Genomic DNA, 20,844 nt, shown 5'->3' with positions numbered 1-20,844 from the left:
TGATCCGCCTCCCTCCCCGGTGTTCATGAAAATGACTCTTTAGAGTCATTGCCAATCACCCCGGCCATTACCTATTTTCATGGGCGGAATCTCCAAAACCAATGATTCCCGGTTTAAAAACGAGACGAAAGACATACCAGAAACCAAAAATGAAAACCAAAAATCCATACCTAGCCACCTTGTGCGCCCTGGGGCTATCCGGCATCGCCGGAGCGAATGCAGCCACCTTGCTTTTCTCGGATAATTTCGACACGGTTGGCAATTTAGATGGCGGAGATACGTTCAATGCTCCCGCTAGCCTTGCCGCTGACCAGTCCGGCTCTGCGGCGACACAGACCTACACCACCAGCCACGTTGGCTGGGGCGGCGCATACCAGCGCGGCAACGGTGGCACCTGGCTGATGCACGCCAGAGGTGACTTCTTCGACGCTTCAAACACAAACTCACGCGGTAGCTTGAACTATGACATCGCGGCCGCCGCGAACGGCCTCAGCTCTGCGTTGGAGATCTCATTCAATATGAGTGTCAGTCTTGGAGTAACCGCCCCCGATTGGACATCCTTCACCGTCGGCAACCCAAATCCGTTCGTCAACGCGGGTACGGTTGGTTTCGGAGCCCTCTTCCGGGATAACGGCGCAACCCAGCAGTTCTCCAATGGTGGTGAGGTTGGCAGCTCCGCCACCTTCACTGACGGCCAGCTGATCTCTTTCATATTTTCGGATGCCTCCGGAAGCGGATCCGCATTCAGTGATAGCAACGGCGCGAACGACATCGTCAAAATGTATGTCAACGGCTCGCTGACCAACACCTTCACCGGTTTGAACCTCGATGCGACCGACCAGTTCATCAGCTTCCATGCGAACAGCACCGTCGCCAACATCGACAACCTCAGCATCACCGCCATCCCCGAGCCCTCCGCCGCGCTCCTCGGCGGCCTTGGTCTCCTCGCCCTTCTGCGCCGCAGAAGGTAAGAGGCCCGCTGATCCTTGATCCGCTCTTTTACGGAGGGAAAAACCGCTGCTTTCAGCCGGGGTTTTTCCCTCTTTCATTGATCCCCCCAGCCGGTGGGGAACACGAAAATACCGGGTTTCCGCAAGGCCTCGGGATTCCAGTGCTCCCCCATCCCCATCGGTTACGGAGTTCCGCCAACCGTAGGGAGGTGAATGGTTCCCACTGGCGATGACCTTGCAAAATAATGACATCCCGCTTCGCACCCTGCTTCCTCACTCTCGGATTTTTTCTAATTCCTCTCCCTTCGATCTCCGCAGCAGCGCCACCATGGCGGGCGCAATGGATCGGCCCCGCCCAGCCTCCAAGCGCGGAACTGACCGGCGCAGCATGGATCTGGAGCGATGAACCCGGCATCGATCCCACCCGCAACGCGAAACCCGGCAGCCGTTTTTTCCGCCGCGAAATCCATCTTGATCCCGGCGCGAAACTCACGTCCGCCATCGCCGTCTTCACGGCGGACAACCATTTCAAACTCACTGTCAACGGCAAGCACCTCGGTGGCGGCAACGACTGGCAGAACCCCCGAACCATCGACATCGCCGCATCCCTGACAAGCGGAGCGAACACGATCATCGTCCAAGGCGCGAACGAACCCGAAGAAGGGCCTCTCAACGCCGTCGGCATCATCGGCAAGATCCTCATCCAACAGGGAGGGCGCGCCGCCCAGGAAATCGTCACCGATGCATCATGGCAAAGCGCGGAAACCGCCAGCGCCACCACATGGAAGCCCGTGAAAGTCATCGGAAACCTCGGCATCGCCCCATGGGGTGCCATCCCATCGGACGCCGCCTCCGCCCATGCGAACCTCTGGACCTGCTACCGGAAAAAACTCACCCTCAGGGACAAGCCCGCCACCGCCTTCGCACGTATCGCCGTGGACTCGAAATACTGGCTCTGGATCAACGGCAAACTCGCCGTTTACGAAGGCGGCCTGAAACGCGGCCCCAACCCAAACGACACCTACTTCGACCGCGTGGATCTCGCTCCCTTCCTCCAACAAGGCGAGAACACCATCGCCGCACTCGTCTGGTTCTGGGGCAAGGACGGATTCTCCCACAAGAACAGCGGAAAAAACGGCTTCGTCTTCGAACTCGAAACCGGGTCGGGCGAGACCCTCCTCTCAGACTCGTCCTGGAAAACCCTCCGCCATCCCGCCTACGGCCGCACCGGCGCACCGCATCCGAACTACCGCATGCAGGAGGAAAACATCCGTTTCGACGCCCGCCTCGACATCGGCGGCTGGACCGCCCCCGGTTTCGACGACTCCTCCTGGAAACCCGCCGCAACCTTCGGCAAACCACCCGCCGCCCCTTGGAACCAACTCATCGAACGCCCCATCCCCCAATGGCGCACCGGCGATCTGACGAAATATGTGAACGCCGCGGAACTCCCCAAAATCAGCAACGGCAAACCCATCATCGCCCGCCTGCCTCTCAATCTCTCGATCTCGCCCTACCTCAGGATCAAGGCTCCCGCCGGCCTCACCATCGACATGCGCACCGACAACTACAAGGGCGGCAGCGAATACAACTTCCGCTCGGAATACATCACCCGCGAGGGGATCCAGGAATTCGAAAGCCTCGCCTACCTCAACGGCCACTGGATGATCTACTCGATCCCTCCCGGCGTCGAAATCCTCGACCTACGCTACCGCGAAACCCGCTACGACACCGATTACGTCGGCAGCTTCAAATCCAATGACGCCTTCATCAACACCCTCGCCACCAAGGCCCGCAACACGATGAACCTGAACATGCGCGACTGCATCCAGGACCCCGACCGCGAGCGCGCCCAGTGGTGGGGCGATGCCGTCATCCTCATGAACCAGATCCTCTACACCTGCGACCACCGCGGCACCATGCTCGTCCGCAAGGCAGTGGACAACCTCGTGGACTGGCAAAAACCCGATGGTGTCCTCTACTCCCCCGTCCCCACCGGCAGCTACGACTACGAACTGCCCATGCAGATGCTCACAAGCGTCGGAATGCAGGGATTCTGGAACTACTACATCCAGACCGGCGACCGCCAGGCCATCGAAAAGGCCTATCCCGCCGTCAAACGCTACCTCGCCCTCTGGACCTTCGGCTCCGACGGCCTCGTCGTCCACCGCCCCGGCGGTTGGGACTGGGCGGACTGGGGCGAAAACATCGACTCGCCCGTCATCGAAAACGCCTGGTTCTACCAAGCCCTCGAAGCCGCCATCAACATGGCCGAACTCACCGGCAACGATAGCGATATCCCGGCCTACCAAGCCGCCCGCCGCCGCATCGCGGAAAACTACAACCGCGTCCTCTGGCAGGGCACGGAATACCGCTCCCCGGGCTACACCGGCCAAACCGACGAGCGCGGCCACGGCGTCGCCGTCCTCTTCGGCCTCGCAAAACCCGATCAATACCCCGCCATCCTCAAGGTCTTCCAAAACAGCTTCCACGCCAGCCCCTACATGGAAAAATTTGTCCTGGAAGCGCTCTATCAGATGGGAGAACCGGACGCCGCCATCACCCGCATGAAAAAGCGCTACGGCAAAATGGTCGATAGCGAATGGTCCACCCTCTGGGAAGGCTGGGGCGTCGGCGCGGAAGGCTTCGGCGGCGGCTCCTACAACCACGGCTGGGCCGGCGGCCCGCTCACCCTCATGCACGAATACATGGCCGGCATCCGCCCGACCTCGCCCGCCTTCGCCACCTATTCGGTAAAACCCCAGCCCGGCTCTCTCACAAAGATAAAAGCCGCCTCCCACACGCCCAAGGGACTCGTGAATGTCGAAATCCAGCGTGAACGCGGACGTTTCCTCCTCAGGCTGGCGTCCCCGCAACAAACCGCCGCCACCGTGCATCTCCCGCTCAAGGAATACGGCCTTCGCGCCGTCCGCGTGAACGGCCTGCCGCTCTGGCTGAACGGAAAATCCAACGGCGATGTCCCCGGCATCACCCCGGACGGGGAGGCCGACGGCTGGACCAGCTTCACCGTAGCCCCCGGCACCTGGGAATTCGAATCCCGCTGAACCCATCCACCTTCCCGAAATGAAACCATTCCATCCCACCCCGCTCCTCTCCGCCTTGGCGGGCGTTTTCCTAACAAGCCATCTGGCAGCCACTCCCGCGCCCGCCGACTTGCGCGTCGGCGAGGGTTTCATCGACCCCATCGGCTTCCACGATCCGAAACCCACCCTATCGTGGAAACTCCCGCCAGCCGAAGGCGTGAAATCACAATCCGCCTATCGCATCATCGCCGCGTCCCATCCCGGATTGCTGCCGGACGAGGCGGACCTTTGGGACAGCGGCAAGGTGGCATCCAACCAATCCGCATGGATCCCTTACGCGGGCAAACCGCTCGCCTCCCGCCTGTCCGTGCATTGGCAGGTCATGTTCTGGGATCAGGACGGGAAACCCTCTCCCTGGAGCCAACCCGCGCGTTTTGAACTCGGACTCTTGGACCGCTCCGATTGGCAGGCGCAGTGGATCCGCCTGGATCCCGAAGCAGGCACGCCCACGGATGCGGATATCGTCATCGAAAAAGCCCTCTACGGTGAACAAGGGAACCCCGCCCACCTCGCCGATGTCAGCGCAACGCTCAAACAGCTTCTGGCCGACGGCAAACCCGAGATTGTCGCCAACAACGACCTCGCCGGACGGGATCCGATCTACGGCGTCCCCAAGACGCTCGCGCTCGTCATCGTCCGCAACGGCAAGCGCGAGGAAACCGTCATTCCCGAAGACCGGAAATACAATCTCATCACCGGTGCCCTTTCCGGCGAATCAAACGACTTCGTCCCCCAGCATCTCCGCCGCGAATTCCAACTCGCCAAACCCCTGCGCTCCGCCCGCCTCCACGTCACCGCCCGCGGCGTATTCGAAATCCGTCTCAACGGCAGCAAGGTCGGCAACGATTTCATGGCTCCCGGCTGGACTCCCTACGACCGGAAAATCGAAACGCTCACCTACGACGTCACCCCTCAGCTCCGCGAAGGCTGCAACGCCATCGGCGCCATCCTCGGCGAGGGTTGGTATGCCGGACGCCTCGGCTGGGAACCCCTGCCACCCACCGGACGCAAGCCCCACCTCCTCCTCCAACTCGAACTCACCCATGCCGATGGCACCACCAGCACCATCGCCACCGATGCCGGTTGGAAGGCCACAGACAGCGGCCCCATCCGCTTCTCGGGCATTTACGACGGGGAAAATTACGACGCCCGCAAGGAACTCGGCCAATGGGACACCGCGGGCTTCGATGACTCGGGCTGGCAAGCGGTCGCCACCGAAAATCCCTCACCCGAGGTGACGCTCGCGCCCAAGCGCCATCACCCGGTGCGCATCACCAAACAGATCCCCGCCATCGCCGTCACGGAGCCGGAACCCGGGCGCTTCGTCTTCGATCTCGGCCAAAACATCGTCGGCTGGCCCGTTTTGAAAATCCCCGTCCGCAAGGATCAGATCGTCACCACACGCTTCGCGGAGATGTTGGAGAAAAACGGCACGCTCTACACCGCAAGCTACCGCAGCGCCAAATCCACCAACACCTACACCGCTGCCACCGACGGCACCATCACATGGCACCCGACCTTTACCTTCCACGGCTTCCGCTACGTGGAGCTCAGCGGCTTCCCCCCAGGCACACGCCCCGATCCATCCTGGGTCACCGGCGCCGTGCTTCACTCCGACTTCCCATCCACCGGGACTTTCACCTCCTCCCACGAAATGCTCAACCAACTCCAGAGCAACATCGTCTGGGGCCTGCGCGGCAACTTCCTCGACATCCCCACCGACTGCCCGCAGCGCGACGAACGCCTCGGCTGGACGGGCGACGCCCAGGTCTTCACTCCCGCCGCGATCTTCATCTCGGATGTCCATTCCTTCCTCGCAAGCTGGCTCGAAAGCATGCGCCTCGACCAACAACCCGACGGTGCCATCCCCAGCATCATCCCCGACATCAAGAATCTCCTCGGAAACCGCTGCGGCGGCCCGGGTTGGTCGGACGCCGCCACCGTCATGCCATGGGAAATCTACATCCGCACCGGTGACATCTCGGTGCTTGAGGAAAACTTCGACATGATGAACCGCTGGGTCGGCTGGTACGAAAGCAAAGCCAACAACCTGATCATCGACGTCGATGCCTGGGGCGACTGGCTCCAACCCCATCCCGCCTCCGGCAACCCCCAAGGCGACACCCCGCGCGATCTCCTTGGCACCGCCTACTTCGCCCGCTCCGCCGACCTCACCGCACAAGCCGCCCGCCGCCTCGGGAAAACCGCAGACGCGGAACGGCTGGAAGCCCTCTTCGCCTCCATCAAAGCCGCCTTCACCGCCAAGTTCTTCGATGCCAACGGCAAGCTCACCACCGCGCACGAATCCCAGACCGGATACCTCCTCGCCCTCGGCTTCGATCTCATGCCCGAGCCGATGCGCCCCGCCGCCGCACAAAACCTCGTCCGCCTCGTCGGTGCCGCGGACGGCCATCTCCGCACAGGTTTCCTCGGCACCCCGCTCCTCGCCCCGGTGCTCGACCGCTTCGGCCACACCGACCTCGCTTATCAGGTTCTCTTCAAGGAAACCTATCCTTCCTGGTTCTACTCCATCCACCAAGGCGCCACCACCATGTGGGAACGCTGGAACAGCTACAGCCATGAAAACGGCTTCGGCGATGCGGGAATGAACTCCTTCAACCACTACGCCTACGGAGCCATCGGCCAGTGGATGCAGGAACGCATCGCCGGCCTCGCCCCGGATCCCGCGCAGCCCGGCTACAAGCATTTCTTCATCCAGCCTGCTCCCGGCGGCCCGCTAACCACCGCCCGCGCCGAACTCGAAACCCCCTACGGCAAAGCCTCCAGCGCATGGATCCTCAAAAACGGCATCCTCAGCATCGAAGCCGTCGTCCCGCCGAACACCACCGCCACCCTCATGCTGCCCGGCAAAGAAGCCACCGTTCTGCCACCGGGCAGACACGTGCTTCGTCACAAGCTCCCATAATCAACAACCTTACCCGCCCACCGGGAAAAATGACTCTTTGGAGTCATAGCCAAAATCCCCGACCTAAATTAACATTGTAAATACAAACCCTCGCTAGGCCGGATTTTTCTGAGCCTAGCAACGGCAGCCGTCCCATCTGCCCTTAAGCCCAGTCCATCCGGAGCTCCCACTCCCGACCATGATGAAACCCACAGCATCCCGCCGCATTCCGCAGGCATCCTCCGGCAATCGGCGGGGCAAGGGCTTCGCGCTCGTGGTGACCCTCTCGCTGATGGTTCTGCTGGCGCTACTCTCCGTGGGACTGCTCACGCTGAGCAGCATCAGCCTGCGTGCCTCATCCAGTGGGCTTGAAGTGGCAAGCGCCCGCGCCAACGCCCGCATGGCACTGACCATGGCGCTGGGTGAGCTCCAGAAGCAAACCGGCACCGATACCCGCGTGACAGCCCGCGCCGATGTGCTGGACGAAACAAATCCGCCCATCCTAGGCGTGTGGAAAAGCTGGGAAGGCACGAACCACACCACCACCGGTGCCTTGGCAGGCCGCCCGGTTTCCCCCGGAAGCGATTACAGGACGGTGAAGAACGCGCGTTTCATTTCCTGGCTGGTGTCCGGAGTCCCCTCGTCCCTGACCAGCCCGACCGTCGTGCCGGATGTGGCGGCGGGCGCAGGGAAAATCACCCTCGTCGGCTCGGGTTCCGTCGGCACAGGAGCCGGTCGCGACAAGCTCCAGATCCACCTGCTTCCCTCTGCAGTCGCCACAGGCAGTGGCAGGGGCTCCATCGCCTGGTGGATCGGAGGTGAGAACCAGAAAGCACGCCTGCCGAAACCCAACAAGCCCGCCAGCGACACGGTCGCCGGATGGGTCGCCCACACCAAGTCCCATGCCGTCGCCGATCCGGAGGTTTTCCGCATGGAACCCTTGCTGGCCGATGCCACGCCCGCCGGCAAGTCGGTCAGCCTCCGCCAAGCCGACTTCATCGCCCCGGAGCAAGCCGGCCTCGCCGCGTCCGCCGAATTTTTCCACGACCTCTCCGCCACCTCCGTCGGCCTGCTGACCAACACCGCCACCGGCGGCTGGCGCAAGGATCTCTCCCTCGCCACCGAAAACTGGGACAAGCTCCCCGCCACCGGACTTCCCTTTTTCCGGATCAATGCCGACACCACCACCAGCGTCACCAGGCCGACCGCATCCAACAGCCGCGCGAGCCGGTCCATCCTCTATCCGTGGAGCAACTACTTCAATCTCGACCCCGCGCCGATCTATCAGCCCGGCGCGGTGGGTTCATGGCACAATCTCAAGGACTATGCCACGGCCTACAAATCCGGCGGCAACCGGGCTTACGATCAGTTCAACATCGTGGACTCCAACCACACCTTCGACTACCTCCACAAAACACGGACGACGATGGCCATCGCCCGCGTCCACTGGGTGTTTTCCCATCGCACCGTGCGCCAGGTGAGCCACCCGGATCCCGCGATGCGCAACACATACAACCTGGAGTTTCTCGTCACTCCGGTCATCACGATGTGGAATCCCTACAACGTGGCGCTTACCAGCCCTGCGAACCTCCGGATCCTGATGGGCAAGCCCATGCCTTGCGCCTTCCGGCATTACAACAAGGACGGAATCCCGCAACCGGAATACCGGAGGCTGACATTGGGATACAGCTACGCCGGAACACCCGAAATCCCGGGAAATCATCCCGTGATGCCGCCCGGCGCGAATGCCCTCAACTATCTCATCCCAACCGCCTTCACCCTCGCCCCCGGAGAAACCCGGGTTTTCAGCCCGGGCGGAGTTGCCGGAATCGGGACCGGGAACCTCAATCTCAGTCCGGGATACCGTCCGGGCACCGGTCATTCGGTGAACATCTCGTCGTATATCGGCCCCTTGGACGCGACAGACCCGGTCAAGGTTGACGTGGTGTTTGACAGCCGGTTCAAGGAGGAGGAGGGCAAACCGGCGTTCGTGGGTGTCTGGCTCGATATGTTCCTCGGAGCCAACCAAAATGTGGGGCATTACCTTCAGGTGAACCGCATGCAATACCTGCGAGACGTCGCAAACAAGTATTGGCCTCCCATCCCCGCCGCCGAACTGGCCAGCCCGACCGCAGAGGAAATCAACGGCATCTGGCAGCCCTTCCTGTCCGCGGTTTACGGCACGCGGATTTCCGGACCCAGCAGCACCGGCCTGCCTGGCAAGGGACTCCTCCAGACCAGCCCGCTGGTCAGTTATGCGAGGCTGGAGGGGAATTACGCGGACCAGAAAGGAGGCTCCGCCGCGGGTGCCGCGCACCCGGCCAATGCAGCCAGCGATTTCAGCTTCTTCAGGCACACCGGCTTGGACGACAAGCTGCCCAATTTCAACAACGCCAACAACCGCGGCTTCATCGTTTCGGGTTTCACCGCCGCAGACGGTCTTTCCCGCCTCATCCTGGGAGAAATCCCGCTCCAGCCACTTGCCTCCATCGCGGAACTCCAGAACTGGGACATGCGATCCCAAAACGGCGTCCCACCTTTCCAATTGAACGTTATCGCCAATAGTGACGCCTCTCCCCTCATCCCGCAGGAAAATGTGGTGAACGCCGGCATCTCCGACCCCGCAGGAAACCTCCAGCACGACGATTCCTACTGCGCCAACCACCTGCTCTTCGACGACTGGTTCTTCTCCTCCATCGCGCCGCAATCAGCCGACCTCCGAAAAACCTACACCGACTGGATCACCGGCGCCGAGCCGCTGCCCAACCGCGCCTATCACCCGATCCGTGAGGATTCCGCCGCCGCGCAAGCCGCCAATCTTTTCAGCCAAAACATCGACAACCCGGATTCCTGGCAAACCATCGCCTCCCGCATCGAGGTCGAGGGCATGTTCAACGTGAACTCCACTTCCGTGAAAGCATGGCGCGCTCTCCTCGGCCACGCTCGGAATCAGAAAATCCCGCACCACACCGAGGGCGGCATGAGCCTTTCCGCTACCACCGATTACGCCCACTCCCGCTTCATCGTCGCGGGCGATGTGAAAGCCGGCGAACAGGGGATTTCCGGCGGACCCGTCAGAAGCTCGGAAATCACCGGATACCGCGTATTTGACGACGCCTTGCTCGATATCCTCGCAGAGAAAATCGTTGAACAGATCCGTCTCCGCGGCCCTTTCCTCTCGCTTGCCGAATTCGTGAACCGCCAGCTCTCCGGCGACAAAGACCTCGCCCTTGCGGGAGCCATCCAGACGGCGCTCAACGAAATGTCCGATGAGGCGGGCGCCAACGACCCATACAAAGCACTGAAAAGCGCGGCGATGTCCCAGAATGCGGGGGATCCCAACGATCCGAAACTCGCGGGAGCGGGTTACGTGTTTCCCGAGGCCGCGATCGGCAAAAGCAACTACGGCCTGCCCGGCTGGACGCGCCAAGCCGATGTCCTGCGCCCCATCGCGCCCATCCTCTCCGCCCGCGACGACACCTTCACCATCCGCGCCTACGGCGATGCCCGCGATGCCTCGGGCAGAATCACCGCCCGCGCCACCTGCGAGGCCGTCGTCCGCCGCAGCCGCGCTTACGTCGATCCCTCGGACGCTCCGGAAACCACCAGCCTTCCCGTCGCCGCCGCCAACCGAACCTTCGGCCGCCGCTACCAAATCATCTCCTTCCGCTGGCTGAACGAATCCGAAATCTGAATCCCCAAAACCCAACATCCATGCGTGTCCTCATCTTCCTTATTCTCTCCCTCGCCGCCCACGCTGCGGAAAAATCCTCCCGCACCTGCCGGATCCTTTTCCTCAACGCATCGGGTGACGCCCCGCAGAGCCTCCATCTGTTCGATGGCTTGAAGTCGCAGGAGGTCGAGCTGCCGCGCATGAATTTCTCCCAGGTCTATCCGCTCCGCCCCGGTGCCCTCGCCCTCGCCCTGCTGCCTTCTCCGCCCGCCCCGGACGGCGCCATCCCGGCGGATGCGCCCAAGGCCACCCTCGCGGAGTCCGTCACGGATTTCTACCTCATCGTTTCCAGCGATCCCGCAAACAAAATCGCGCCCGTCGCGATGCAGGTCATCAACGCCGATGCGGCAAATTTCAAGCGCGGGCAGATGCTTTGGTACAACCTCACCGACAACAGGATCGGCGGCCTCCTCGGGTCGCGGAAACTCCTCCTCGATCCGCAATCCCGCCTGATCCTCGACGCGCCCGCCACCGGTATGGAAGACTACCGGGTCAACATCCACTTCCAGCCCCCCGACAAAACGCGCCTCGAATCGCTCTGCGAAACCAGCTGGACCCACGACCCCCGCAGCCGGAGCGTGTTTTTCGTCATCAGCCCCGACGGCTCCCCGATCCCCCGCATCTTTGGTTTTCCCGATTTTCGCTCAGAGGTCGATTCAAAGCCCGACGCCACCCGCTGAACCTCCTCAACACCCTCCGCCGCCTCGATCTCCTCGACCAACTCCCGGAAAACTGGGTGAAGGGCAAAACATGAAGGGCGGGGACTACGACTACAACCAGCGCTTCTCCAAGCGGACGAAATAGCAAAGGAGCGCGGACTTCATTCCGCGCCCCCTGTTTTCAGTCCAGTTCCTGCCTCACCTTCCGCCGCTCAGCGCGGTGCTCGATCTGGCGGAGTTGTTTCGGCGAAAGCACGTCCTTCCGGGAGCGCCACGGCTGGTCGATGTGGCCCGCCATGATGCAACCGAGAGGCCGGATTTCCGCGATGACTTCCGCCAGCCCGAAATCCGCGATCTGCCGCTTCACCTCCGCCGCGTTTTTGTAGGCGACGGGGGTTTCACTCAGATCCGCCACTCCGGAGAACCAACGGACGTCGATCCCTTCGATCGATTCCACAAGCTGGCGCTCGCGGTCTCTTTCCTCCGGGAATTTCCGCATCAGTGCCGTCCTCGAAAGGTTCCTCCCTGCCCCGTGGGGAGCGAAGGACAGGAATTCTTCCTTGTCGGCACCGAGCACCAGCAGGATCGGTTCGGCCATGTTGAGCGGGATCAATCCAAGCTTCGGGCGGCCCGCATCGTCCTTCCACGCGGGGGTCGCACCTTTTCCGTGGAGGAAATGGTCGCCGCGTTTCCAGACGAAGTTGTGCTCGTTGCCCAGCTCCGCGATTCCACTTCCGGCTATCTTTTCGAGGAAACGGCGGTGGATCGCCCGGTGGTTCGCTTTCGTCCATCGCGAGATGTATTGCAGGGCGTGCCAGTAGTCCTTGCCGGTATCCGAGTTCGCATCCAGCCACGCCGAGGCTTTCGGAATCCCTTCCGCCACCTTCGCCGTGTGCTTTTCCGCCGCAATCTGGCCGCGCTTGTAAAGGTGTGCGCCGATGCTACGCGAACCGTGGTGCGTGACCAGCACGCGCAGGGTTTTCCCGGCGCTGGCCGCGAGGCTTTCCGCGAGATCCGCGTGCCCAGTCAGGCGCAGCACGGCCAGAAACTCGGGGCTGACCGCCATCTCGCCGATGTAGGCGAAGTGGTTGCCATCGCCTTGGTCCGCCATGTGCATCCGCGCGCGGTTTTCCAGCCCTTTCAGGAAAGGGTTTTCCCAAACATCCTCGGCTGTCACCGAGTCCTCCACCGCATCCGCATGGGCGCGGGGAATGGGGCCGAAGTTCGTCACGGAAACCAGGTCGTCGAGCTCGGAGGCAAGGCTACTACGTTTCTCGTAGAACGTCGCCCACATGGAGCAGCAGATGTCCGCCGAGTGGGCGGAGGGGATGATCGCGTTCTCCGCGACCACCGCCGCGCCGACCGGGATCACCGCCTCCTGAGGAGCCACGGGGCACGCGTCGGGCAGGATCACCCCGGCATGGATGACGGGTGTGCGCAGCAGGCCGCGCATCTGTTTGCGCACGCTCTCCACGTTGCGTTCCTCCTCCGCGTTGGCGGGAGAGATCGCTTCGGAAAACGGGATGGGTTCCGCAAGCCTCTTCAGTTTCGCAACCGGCTTCCCGCAATCGCGCTTGAGCAGTTTCATCGCGTATTTCGGATCGGTGATGCCCTTCGCCTCGTAGCCGGCTATGCAGGCGTGGAGCTGTTTGAAGATCGGCCCCGGCTCGTATCCGGCGTCGATCAGGTCTTGGTTGGTGAGAAGTTTCATAAAGCGGGAAAATGGAGGAACCACGGATGGACACGGATAAACACGGATCTAGTGCTATGGATTCTTCAATCCGTGTGCATTTGCGTCCATCCGTGGTTCGGATTTGTTGTTAGGTTTTCAGGAAATCCAACCAGTTGCCGGCGTTGCCGAGCATGTAAGGTTGGGCGAAGCCGCCTTCGCTTTTCTCAAGCGCCTGGAGGAACTTGAGCTTGAGCAGGGCGGGGTTGGTCTCGAAGACCCGGGCGGCGTTCGACAAGGTGCGGATCGCGGCGGCCTCGGCCCGTGCCTTTTCAAGGGTCACGAGCGATTGGCTCCGCGCGGAGAGGACATCGGCGAAGACCTTCTTCAGATCACCGCCGACACCCATGTCTTTCACCGCGACCTTGCCGACTTCGACACCGAGCGCGGCGGCTTCGGCGACGACTTTCGCGGTGAGGTCGGGCGAGAGATCCTTGCCACGGTCAAGCGCGTCCTCGACGCCGAGCGCACCGATCGCATCCCGCAGCGCGAGCTGCGCGGCGGTGTAGATCGCGTAGGCGGGGTTGTCGGAAACGCTTTCGAAGAGTAGCGCATCTGCGATCCGGTATTTCACGAAGGCGGAGGCGCGGAGCTGCGCCTTGTCGGCGGTCATGAACTCCTGTCCCTGGATCTGCATTTCCTTCCAACGCTTGTCGTGGATCCGCACCTCGTATCCGAAGCCGAAGAGCCGCTGCTTGCCGGGCGCGAGGGTGCGCTCGAAGACGCCGTTGCGGTAAAGCAAGGCGGCCTGGGTTTCGCGGACGGTGATGGTGTGCATGTATTTCATTTTCGTTTTCTTCTTTTGTTTGTTGTTTTCCCGGAAATCGGGATGAACCGACTCCCGCCCCGGGGACTCCGGGCGGGGCGTTCCGCTTTTCGGATCCCGCACGGTGGCGGGAAACGGTTTTTGCGGGCGCCGCATGGCCTTTCGTCCCCTTCCCATCGAAGGGCCGGGGCGGGAGCGGTTTTTCGTGGAGCGGGATTCGAACCCGCTACAACTTGCTTATCAGGCAAGGGCTCTACCAATGAGCTATCCATTGTTACGATCCGCCGGGAACTGCACGGAACCCTCCGGGGAATCTCCCCTTCGGGCCGTTTACCGGCATGGTGGATCGTGATCTATTTCATGATGAAGTGGTTCCAGTCGTTGATGTTGCAGGTGTTTTCGATGGTGTGGGTCACCGGCACCGCACGGGGGACGCTCGGCTTGCGTATCAGGGTGAGCCGCGCTTCCTCGGGCGTCCGCGCCCCTTTCCGGCGGTTGATGTTCCTGTCGGAAATCACGCAGTTATCCCATGCGTCCCGCCCGCCCCGCGAGCGCGGCAGGATGTGGTCGATGTCCGCCTCGTGCACCGCGAGCTTGCGGCCGCTGTATTGGCAGCGCCCGCCGTCCCGTTCCCAGAGAGCGCGGAAACCGAAGGATGGCCTGCAGACCGGCAGACCGCCGAAGCGGGACAGAACGATCACCGTGGGGATCCGGACGCGGCCTTCCTTGGTGCCGATGGAGCCGGAATCGCCGACCGCCAGTTTCCTCCAGGCGTCCCACGCAAGGGTGAGCATGGAATCCGCGGAGATGAAAAGGCCGTCGGCCGTTCCCGCAACCATGTGGCAGAACGCGTCCGCAGGTGATACCGCGGAAACGGGCAGCCAGTGCCGGTTCAGGACAAGGACGGTTTTCTGATGGAGAGCTTGGGAAGTCATATTTATGGATACAGTGGTGCCATGACCCGAAGATAAGTTTTTCCGGGCATGATATGTTATGGAAGGCGCTTCCCGCCGGGAAGGGCGGGATCTTCAGTCAGGGATTCGCGTGAGCCGGTGCATGGCCGGCGGCTTGATGGGCATTCTGGGAGATCGGTTTGGTGGTTCTGAAAATTCGGGCAATAAAAAAGCCCTGTTCCGGTGGGGAAGCAGGGCGGAGGATCCTTTGTTCTATGGAGTTCCTAGACACACAAGTGCCATAACCTGCTTCCGCGGCTTTGCGGGGTTTCGCTTTTCGAAATCATCGGGAGAAGCCCGTGACAGGACGCGTGAAGCCCGTTTCTGCCAAACAACCCGCGATCCAGCCATGGGCGGCGGGCGGCGGATGTCGTTGTTATGGATTGGAGTTTCATCGGATCGGCTGGTTGCGGGCGGGAGGAAACAGAATCATGGATATCATGTCAACGTTTTCCATATTTAATTTTCCATGGGTGGATACGGATGCCCAGGGGGATGTAATTGCTACGGATCAAGCAGCAGATTCCGCCGCCCTGCGGCCATGGCGCCACTGGCAGCGCACGGCGGATACCGGGAATCGGACACAAACAACAGTTGCGCGATCCCGGTGGCTCCGCAAAATCGCATGCATGCCGCTTGTCAAGATCCTCCCCGACATCCTCGCCAGCCAGGTGGCGGCGGGGGAGGTGGTGGAGCGGGCGGCGAGCGTGGTCAAGGAGCTGGTGGAAAACAGCATCGACGCCGGCGCGAAGGCGGTGACCGTGGACATAGAGAAGGGGGGCGTGAACCTGATCCGCGTTTCCGACGATGGCTGCGGGATGGCACGCGAGGATGCGCTGCTTTCCTTGGAACGGCATGCGACGAGCAAGCTGCGGACATCCGCAGATCTCGCCACGGTGATGACCCTGGGGTTCCGCGGTGAGGCGGTGCCGAGCATTGCAAGCGTGGCAAAGTTCCGGATGCTGACAAGGAGGCCGGAGGATCTGACCGGCACGGAAATCACGGTGGATGGCGGGAAGCTGCGCGACGTGCGGGATGCGGGCGGCGCGCCGGGGACGGTGATCGAGGCGCGGAACCTGTTCTTCAACATGCCCGCACGGCGGAAGTTCATGCGGGCGGAGACGACGGAAGCTGCGCACGTGGAGCAGCAGCTCCGGCTGCATGCGCTGGCGGCTCCGGGGGTGCGCTTCCGCTTCCGGAAGGATGACAGGGTGGTCTTCGATTTCCCCGGAGTGGCGAGGACTGTGGACCGGGTGCGGCAGCTTGTCGGAAATGAGATGGGCGCGGAGCTCGTCGCGATGCCGAAGGGGACGGCGGCTGGGATGAGCGTGATGGGCTTCGTTTTGCCTGCGAAACACGCCCGCAAGGGGCGACGGCACCAGTTCGTTTTCCTCAACGGCAGGCCCATCGAGGATGCGGCGGTGACGAAGGGATTGGCGGATGGTTTCCGGGGGAATCTCCAGGAAGGGTTGCATCCGGCGGCCTGGCTTTGGATTGAGATCGAGCCGCAGCTCGTGGATGTGAACGTGCATCCGGCCAAGCGCGAGGTGCGCTTCCATCGCCCCTTCGAGGTGCGGGATCTCATCGCGGCGACGGTGGCCGAGTGCCTGCGCCCGGCTCCGGTGAAAGCTCCCGTGGCCAGGCCTGCGGAAATCACCCCGTCCGAAATGGGCAGCCGTCCCGTTTTCCACCCCATCCAGCCGGAGATGGAGATGGCACCCGTGGAAGCCGCGCCAAGAAAACGGCACAGCCCGGATTTCCGGAGCATCGGGATGCTGCAGGAGCGCTACGTGATCCTGGAAAGCACCGACGGGCTGGTGCTTTTCGATCCCAAGGCGGCCCGCGAGCGCATCATCTTCGAGCGGCTTGCGAAAGGCCGCAGCGCGGGGATGGAGACGCAGAATCTGCTCGTCCCCCTTCTCATCGAGCTGGATCCCCGCGACCTGGATTTGCTCCTGCGGGAGAAAATGGCGCTGATGGAGGCCGGGATCGAGATCGAGGCCTTCGGGGGGAACACCCTCCAGATCCGCAGCCTCCCCGCCTGCCTCGGGGACGAGGATCCGGCGGTGCTGTTGGACGGAATGATGGAGGAAATGCTGCACGGAACCATCGCAGCGGGAAAGTTCGCCTTCGAGCGGATCGCGCGCATCATGGCCAACAGGGCCGCGCAGCGCGTGATCCCGCGCCTTGGCGAGACATCCGCCCTGTTAGATGAGCTGTTCCAGTGCGATCTGCCCTACTGCGCGGCGGACGGCCGGCCGACGCTCACGGAATACAACCGCAAGGACATAGACCGCAGGTTCGGTGTCGGCAGGGCCTGAGCACTTGGAATGCGGTTTCCGGATCCGTTCAAATTTTTTCCAAAAAATTTCGGTTTCGCGTATCAAGTTTTCTGGAAAATGAGTTGGCTCGCTTGATTTCACCTCCCTGAAAGAGCGCGTCAATGCTTTTCAAGTCATTGAAAATGAGAGGATAAGGAAAAACAAAAGGTTGCTCCGGATTCGTTCAAAAATAGTTCAAAAAAATCTTGAAACGCAGAGGTAAATATTTAAGATGCCTTCAAGTTCAGGGCAATCGCGCCATTTTTTAACCGAAACAATGAGACATCCAGTTCCAGCCGCAATCAGCTTCAGCCTCGCCCTTATGGGTGTTGGCTCGGCCACGCGGCTCACGGATCGCCTGGCAACGGCGCATGAGGATCTGCTCAACGACCGCAGGGAGATCCTTTCCAGCCTCTCTGATCCCTTCGGGGTGCCCGCCGCAGCCCGTGTGGTGTTGGAGGATCCTTCCGCCCGCTTCCGCAGTGAGGCTGCATGGAAGAGGAATGTCGTCGCCACGGTGTTCTGGGTGGGCGAACAGCCCACGGAAAACAACCCGACACCGAACAACAAGAGCGCCTGGGATCAGAACTGGCAGGAAAACTTCGGCGGGTACGATGACCCCAACAGCCGCGACGGCTACCTGCCGAAGGGCTTCACCCCGCTCCTCAACCCCTTTTATGTCGCCCTGCCCTACAACGACATCGGCAAGGATTACCGCCACCGCCCTGAGGCCGCGCAGGTGATCCCATGGTTCTGGGAGCGCTACCAGGGCGAGGGCATCTCGGTATGCAAAGGCCGTTGGCTCGCCATCCACCACGAAGGCAGGATCTGCTACGCCCAGTGGGAGGATGTCGGCCCCTTCGAGACAGATCATTACCAATACGTTTTCGGAAACGAAGACGCCCGCCAGAACCGCAACCAGGGCGCTGGCCTCGATGTCAGCCCCGCCGTCCGCGATTTCCTCGGAATGTCCGGCAAGGGCGTCGTCGAGTGGAAATTCGTCGAGGAGCACGAGGTGCCGCGCGGCCCCTGGAATTCCTCCGCTTTCCGCCCCGGGGCCACACCCGGCGAGCCGCCGCTCCCAAAGCGATAAACACTCTCACCCACACCCGCAGACAACTGCTGTTACCAACACCCAACCCAGAAGATACGACGAAAAGAAAATCGAAGTGAATTCATAGCATTTTTCCTGGAAACCCTCTGTCCCGAGAAAGTTTCCAGGTGGCCCGGATCGGGGTTCTGTCCCGAATCGGCATGGCCGGAGCGTTAGCCGCGCGAAGTCCCTGCCCTTGCCCGATCCGGGCCACCCGCCTCCTGATGGACGTCCCATCTGTCAGGAACCAAGGCGGAAAGGTGCTGCCAACCCTTACAACCAGCCATGAAAACAACCAGCCACCTGGCTGCCGTAAAGGCAGTCGCAGTCGCTGCGTGCGCCCTCGCCGCAGCATCCGCCCAACTCAACGCCCAAGCCAACAGCCCGTCGATGCCGGTCGGTTGGCTCACCGCTTACCCGACCGTGGTCCAAACCGGAACAAAACCAACCCTTACGTGGGACATCTCCTATCCTTCAGTGGTGAAGGATTTCGTGGATGTGACCCCGCCATCTACCATCACCCCGAAAGTGGACCTGGACGTGGAAATCCGCGTATTGGGCAACGGGGTGACGGTCACCACCAACAACAACGGATTCAACTTCGTTCCAGGCGAAGCCCTGCTCAGCTACAAGGGCGGTTCGTATGACCGGATCTTCTACGGATCCAACCTCAACGTGAACCCGAACACCGTCGTCTGGAGCAAGAACAAGATCAGGAAGAACGAGACGCTGCGCTTCGGTGGCCGTTATTACTACAACAACAGCTGGGGACCCCTGTTCACCACCTCTTCCTCCAACAACCAGAACGTGCGGACTCTCGTGAACGGGGACACCCCTCCCAACAAGGTCCCGGAATACGGGGCACCGTCGCTTGAGAGTTTCATCCGCCCCTACCTCGGCCCCAACGGCAAGGTGAAGATCGGCCCGATGGATGTGATCGTTTTCATGGAACTCACGCACACGAACGAGAACGACTCAGGATACGACCTCCAGGACATGGTTCTGCTGGTCACGTTCAAGGAAAGGAAATAACGACACATGAGAAAGAGATACGCCCTCGCAATCATCCTCGCCGCCGCAGCTCCCTGCGAAGCGGGGGATGGCGCCAAGAAACCGGCCTTCCGTGACGCCGCCACGCACGAGGAGCTCTCGCTCCAGCTGCGGAAGGCCGATCAGGAGGATCCGATGAAGGCGTTGCTGCCGTCCGAGGGTGCCGATCCTTCCGTTTCCAACCAGCCGCAGAACCTGCTGGAATCCTCGGATCTCATTTCATTCCAGGGTCTTACGACCCTTGTTCCAAAACGGGCGATCATCAAGCTGCCGGAGGCTTTCAAGGACAGGGTCAACAATCCTCCGCCGGGCAACCGGGTGGTGGGTTGGCTGGATTTCTACGCCCTTAACAGGGGCTGGATCACCGTGGTGGAAATCACGCGCAGCCAGGCGGGGGGCAACGAGGCGCTCGCAGAGGGCCTTTCCGATCAGCTCGACAAGAGCAAGAACATGATTGTGACCGTGCTGGACTCCGGCCCGATCTCCTACATGCCCTACAGGGGCGATGCGGAAACCAAGAAAGAGGAACTGAAATGATGAAACAGACAACACATGCGGCCATAGCCGCGATCATCCTTGTGGCCGGGTTCCCTCAGGCAGGGGCGCAGAACACAGCGGAGGGATACACGAACTTCATCCGCCAGGTGCAGCTCCCCTACGAGCCGGACAGGATCACGCGGGACGTCTATGTGAACTCCACCGGCGAGCAGCTCTCACCGCTTGAGATCAATCCGGGGGGAGCGCGCTTCGAGCTCCATACGGTGAAGGCCACGCCCCTGACAAGCTACCTGCTCGACACGAAATATGTGGGGACCTACGTGCCCATGGCCGAGATTTCGATCCGTACTGAGGATCCCTACACCCAGATCCCGCGGACGCGCGCCGACAGGCCCTTCTACGTGGATATCAACATATCCGGCCTGCTCAACGGTGCAAGCGATCCGGTGGCTTCCAAGAGCGTCAAGCTCCTGCGGCACGTGCAATCCTATGGCACGGGCGACGGAACCGCGATCAACCGCTCCCAGGCCACCCTACTCAGTCAGTCAACGGTGAACCAGAACGGACTCATGACCCTGACCTACGCGCTCAGCTCGGTGCCGGGTGCGGATCGCTCCAAGATACGCGGCGAGGAACGATTCTCGGTCTTCACCCATGCCGACTACCAGGCGCCCGAGTCCCAGCTCGCCTCCATGTTCGTGCAGGTCTGGCCGGTGGCATCCGGCACGATTTCCGGAATCAGCAGCGGCCAGACGATCCAGTTCACCGCCCCCACGCTGACGCTCTCGATCAACGACATCTACCCCGACTCACAGGTCTATGCCCAGGCATATCGGGGCAACAGGAGGGACGATGGTTTTGTCGGAACCATCCTGCCGGGCTCCGCTGTCATCGTCAAGGAAACCGTGCCGCAGAGCCGCCTGCTGAGCGTGTCCAACTGGGATTATGTGATCACCGACGACGGGATCTGGACTGTCGAGCTTCTCACCTCCACGCCGTTCGGGATAGACCGCCTTTCGTGGGTGAGCTTCAGTGTCGATCGCACCATCACGGTCAACGCCTCGGTGACGACTTCCGAATGAG

The 20,844-nt window shown here is 61.7% G+C and carries 13 protein-coding genes and 1 tRNA gene; 10 read left to right on the top strand and 4 right to left on the bottom strand.

The annotated features are described in order from the left end of the window. The first annotated feature begins 149 nt into the window (after positions 1–149). The 5 genes from HZ994_11760 to HZ994_11740 all read left to right on the top strand — a co-directional run bounded on the left by HZ994_11760 (position 150) and on the right by HZ994_11740 (position 11,372). On the top strand, positions 150–971 hold the full coding sequence (locus HZ994_11760) for a hypothetical protein (GenBank protein ID QTN32969.1): 822 nt from the start codon (positions 150–152) through the stop codon (positions 969–971). 224 nt (positions 972–1,195) lie between these two features. Next, positions 1,196–4,015 (top strand): alpha-L-rhamnosidase N-terminal domain-containing protein, encoded by a 2,820-nt coding sequence (locus HZ994_11755; protein ID QTN32968.1) that lies wholly within the window; start codon positions 1,196–1,198, stop codon positions 4,013–4,015. A 19-nt stretch (positions 4,016–4,034) separates the two neighbouring features. Next, entirely contained in the window at positions 4,035–6,980 is a 2,946-nt protein-coding gene (locus HZ994_11750) for a family 78 glycoside hydrolase catalytic domain (GenBank protein QTN32967.1), read from the top strand. Between the two features lie 178 nt (positions 6,981–7,158). Then, entirely contained in the window at positions 7,159–10,653 is a 3,495-nt protein-coding gene (locus HZ994_11745) for a hypothetical protein (GenBank protein ID QTN32966.1), read from the top strand. 20 nt (positions 10,654–10,673) lie between these two features. Next, on the top strand, positions 10,674–11,372 hold the full coding sequence (locus HZ994_11740) for a hypothetical protein (protein QTN32965.1): 699 nt from the start codon (positions 10,674–10,676) through the stop codon (positions 11,370–11,372). A gap of 160 nt (positions 11,373–11,532) precedes the next feature. Here the strand turns inward: HZ994_11740 and HZ994_11735 are convergent, their stop codons facing one another. The 4 genes from HZ994_11735 to HZ994_11720 all read right to left on the bottom strand — a co-directional run bounded on the left by HZ994_11735 (position 11,533) and on the right by HZ994_11720 (position 14,781). Then, positions 11,533–13,062 carry an RtcB family protein gene (locus HZ994_11735; GenBank protein QTN32964.1) on the bottom strand — a complete coding sequence of 510 codons (1,530 nt, stop codon included), beginning with the start codon at positions 13,060–13,062 and terminating at the stop codon, positions 11,533–11,535. A gap of 109 nt (positions 13,063–13,171) precedes the next feature. Next, positions 13,172–13,867, bottom strand: coding sequence for a slipin family protein (locus tag HZ994_11730; GenBank protein QTN32963.1), 696 nt, complete (start codon positions 13,865–13,867; stop codon positions 13,172–13,174). A 181-nt stretch (positions 13,868–14,048) separates the two neighbouring features. Continuing rightward, a tRNA-Ile gene (locus HZ994_11725) sits at positions 14,049–14,126 on the bottom strand. Between the two features lie 73 nt (positions 14,127–14,199). Beyond that, a complete protein-coding gene (locus HZ994_11720) occupies positions 14,200–14,781 on the bottom strand; it encodes an HNH endonuclease (protein ID QTN32962.1) in 582 nt (193 codons plus the stop codon). A gap of 647 nt (positions 14,782–15,428) precedes the next feature. Here HZ994_11720 and mutL point away from each other — a divergent pair. The 5 genes from mutL to HZ994_11695 all read left to right on the top strand — a co-directional run bounded on the left by mutL (position 15,429) and on the right by HZ994_11695 (position 20,843). Continuing rightward, complete coding sequence (gene mutL / locus HZ994_11715; protein ID QTN32961.1) at positions 15,429–17,120, top strand: DNA mismatch repair endonuclease MutL; 1,692 nt, start codon at positions 15,429–15,431, stop codon at positions 17,118–17,120. Positions 17,121–17,397: 277 nt separating this feature from the next. Further along, positions 17,398–18,213 (top strand): hypothetical protein, encoded by an 816-nt coding sequence (locus HZ994_11710; GenBank protein ID QTN32960.1) that lies wholly within the window; start codon positions 17,398–17,400, stop codon positions 18,211–18,213. Between the two features lie 285 nt (positions 18,214–18,498). Continuing rightward, the gene (locus tag HZ994_11705) at positions 18,499–19,245 is read left to right on the top strand and encodes a hypothetical protein (protein ID QTN32959.1); all 747 of its coding nucleotides are present in this window, start codon (positions 18,499–18,501) and stop codon (positions 19,243–19,245) included. A gap of 6 nt (positions 19,246–19,251) precedes the next feature. Further along, entirely contained in the window at positions 19,252–19,800 is a 549-nt protein-coding gene (locus tag HZ994_11700; GenBank protein ID QTN32958.1) for a hypothetical protein, read from the top strand. Further along, on the top strand, positions 19,800–20,843 hold the full coding sequence (locus HZ994_11695) for a hypothetical protein (GenBank protein ID QTN32957.1): 1,044 nt from the start codon (positions 19,800–19,802) through the stop codon (positions 20,841–20,843). The genes HZ994_11700 and HZ994_11695 overlap by 1 nt, the downstream gene beginning before the upstream one ends. Position 20,844: the final 1 nt, after the last annotated feature.

This window comes from Akkermansiaceae bacterium (assembly GCA_017798145.1).
Lineage (GTDB): Bacteria > Verrucomicrobiota > Verrucomicrobiia > Verrucomicrobiales > Akkermansiaceae > Luteolibacter.
This window is presented reverse-complemented; position numbering and strand designations above follow the sequence as displayed.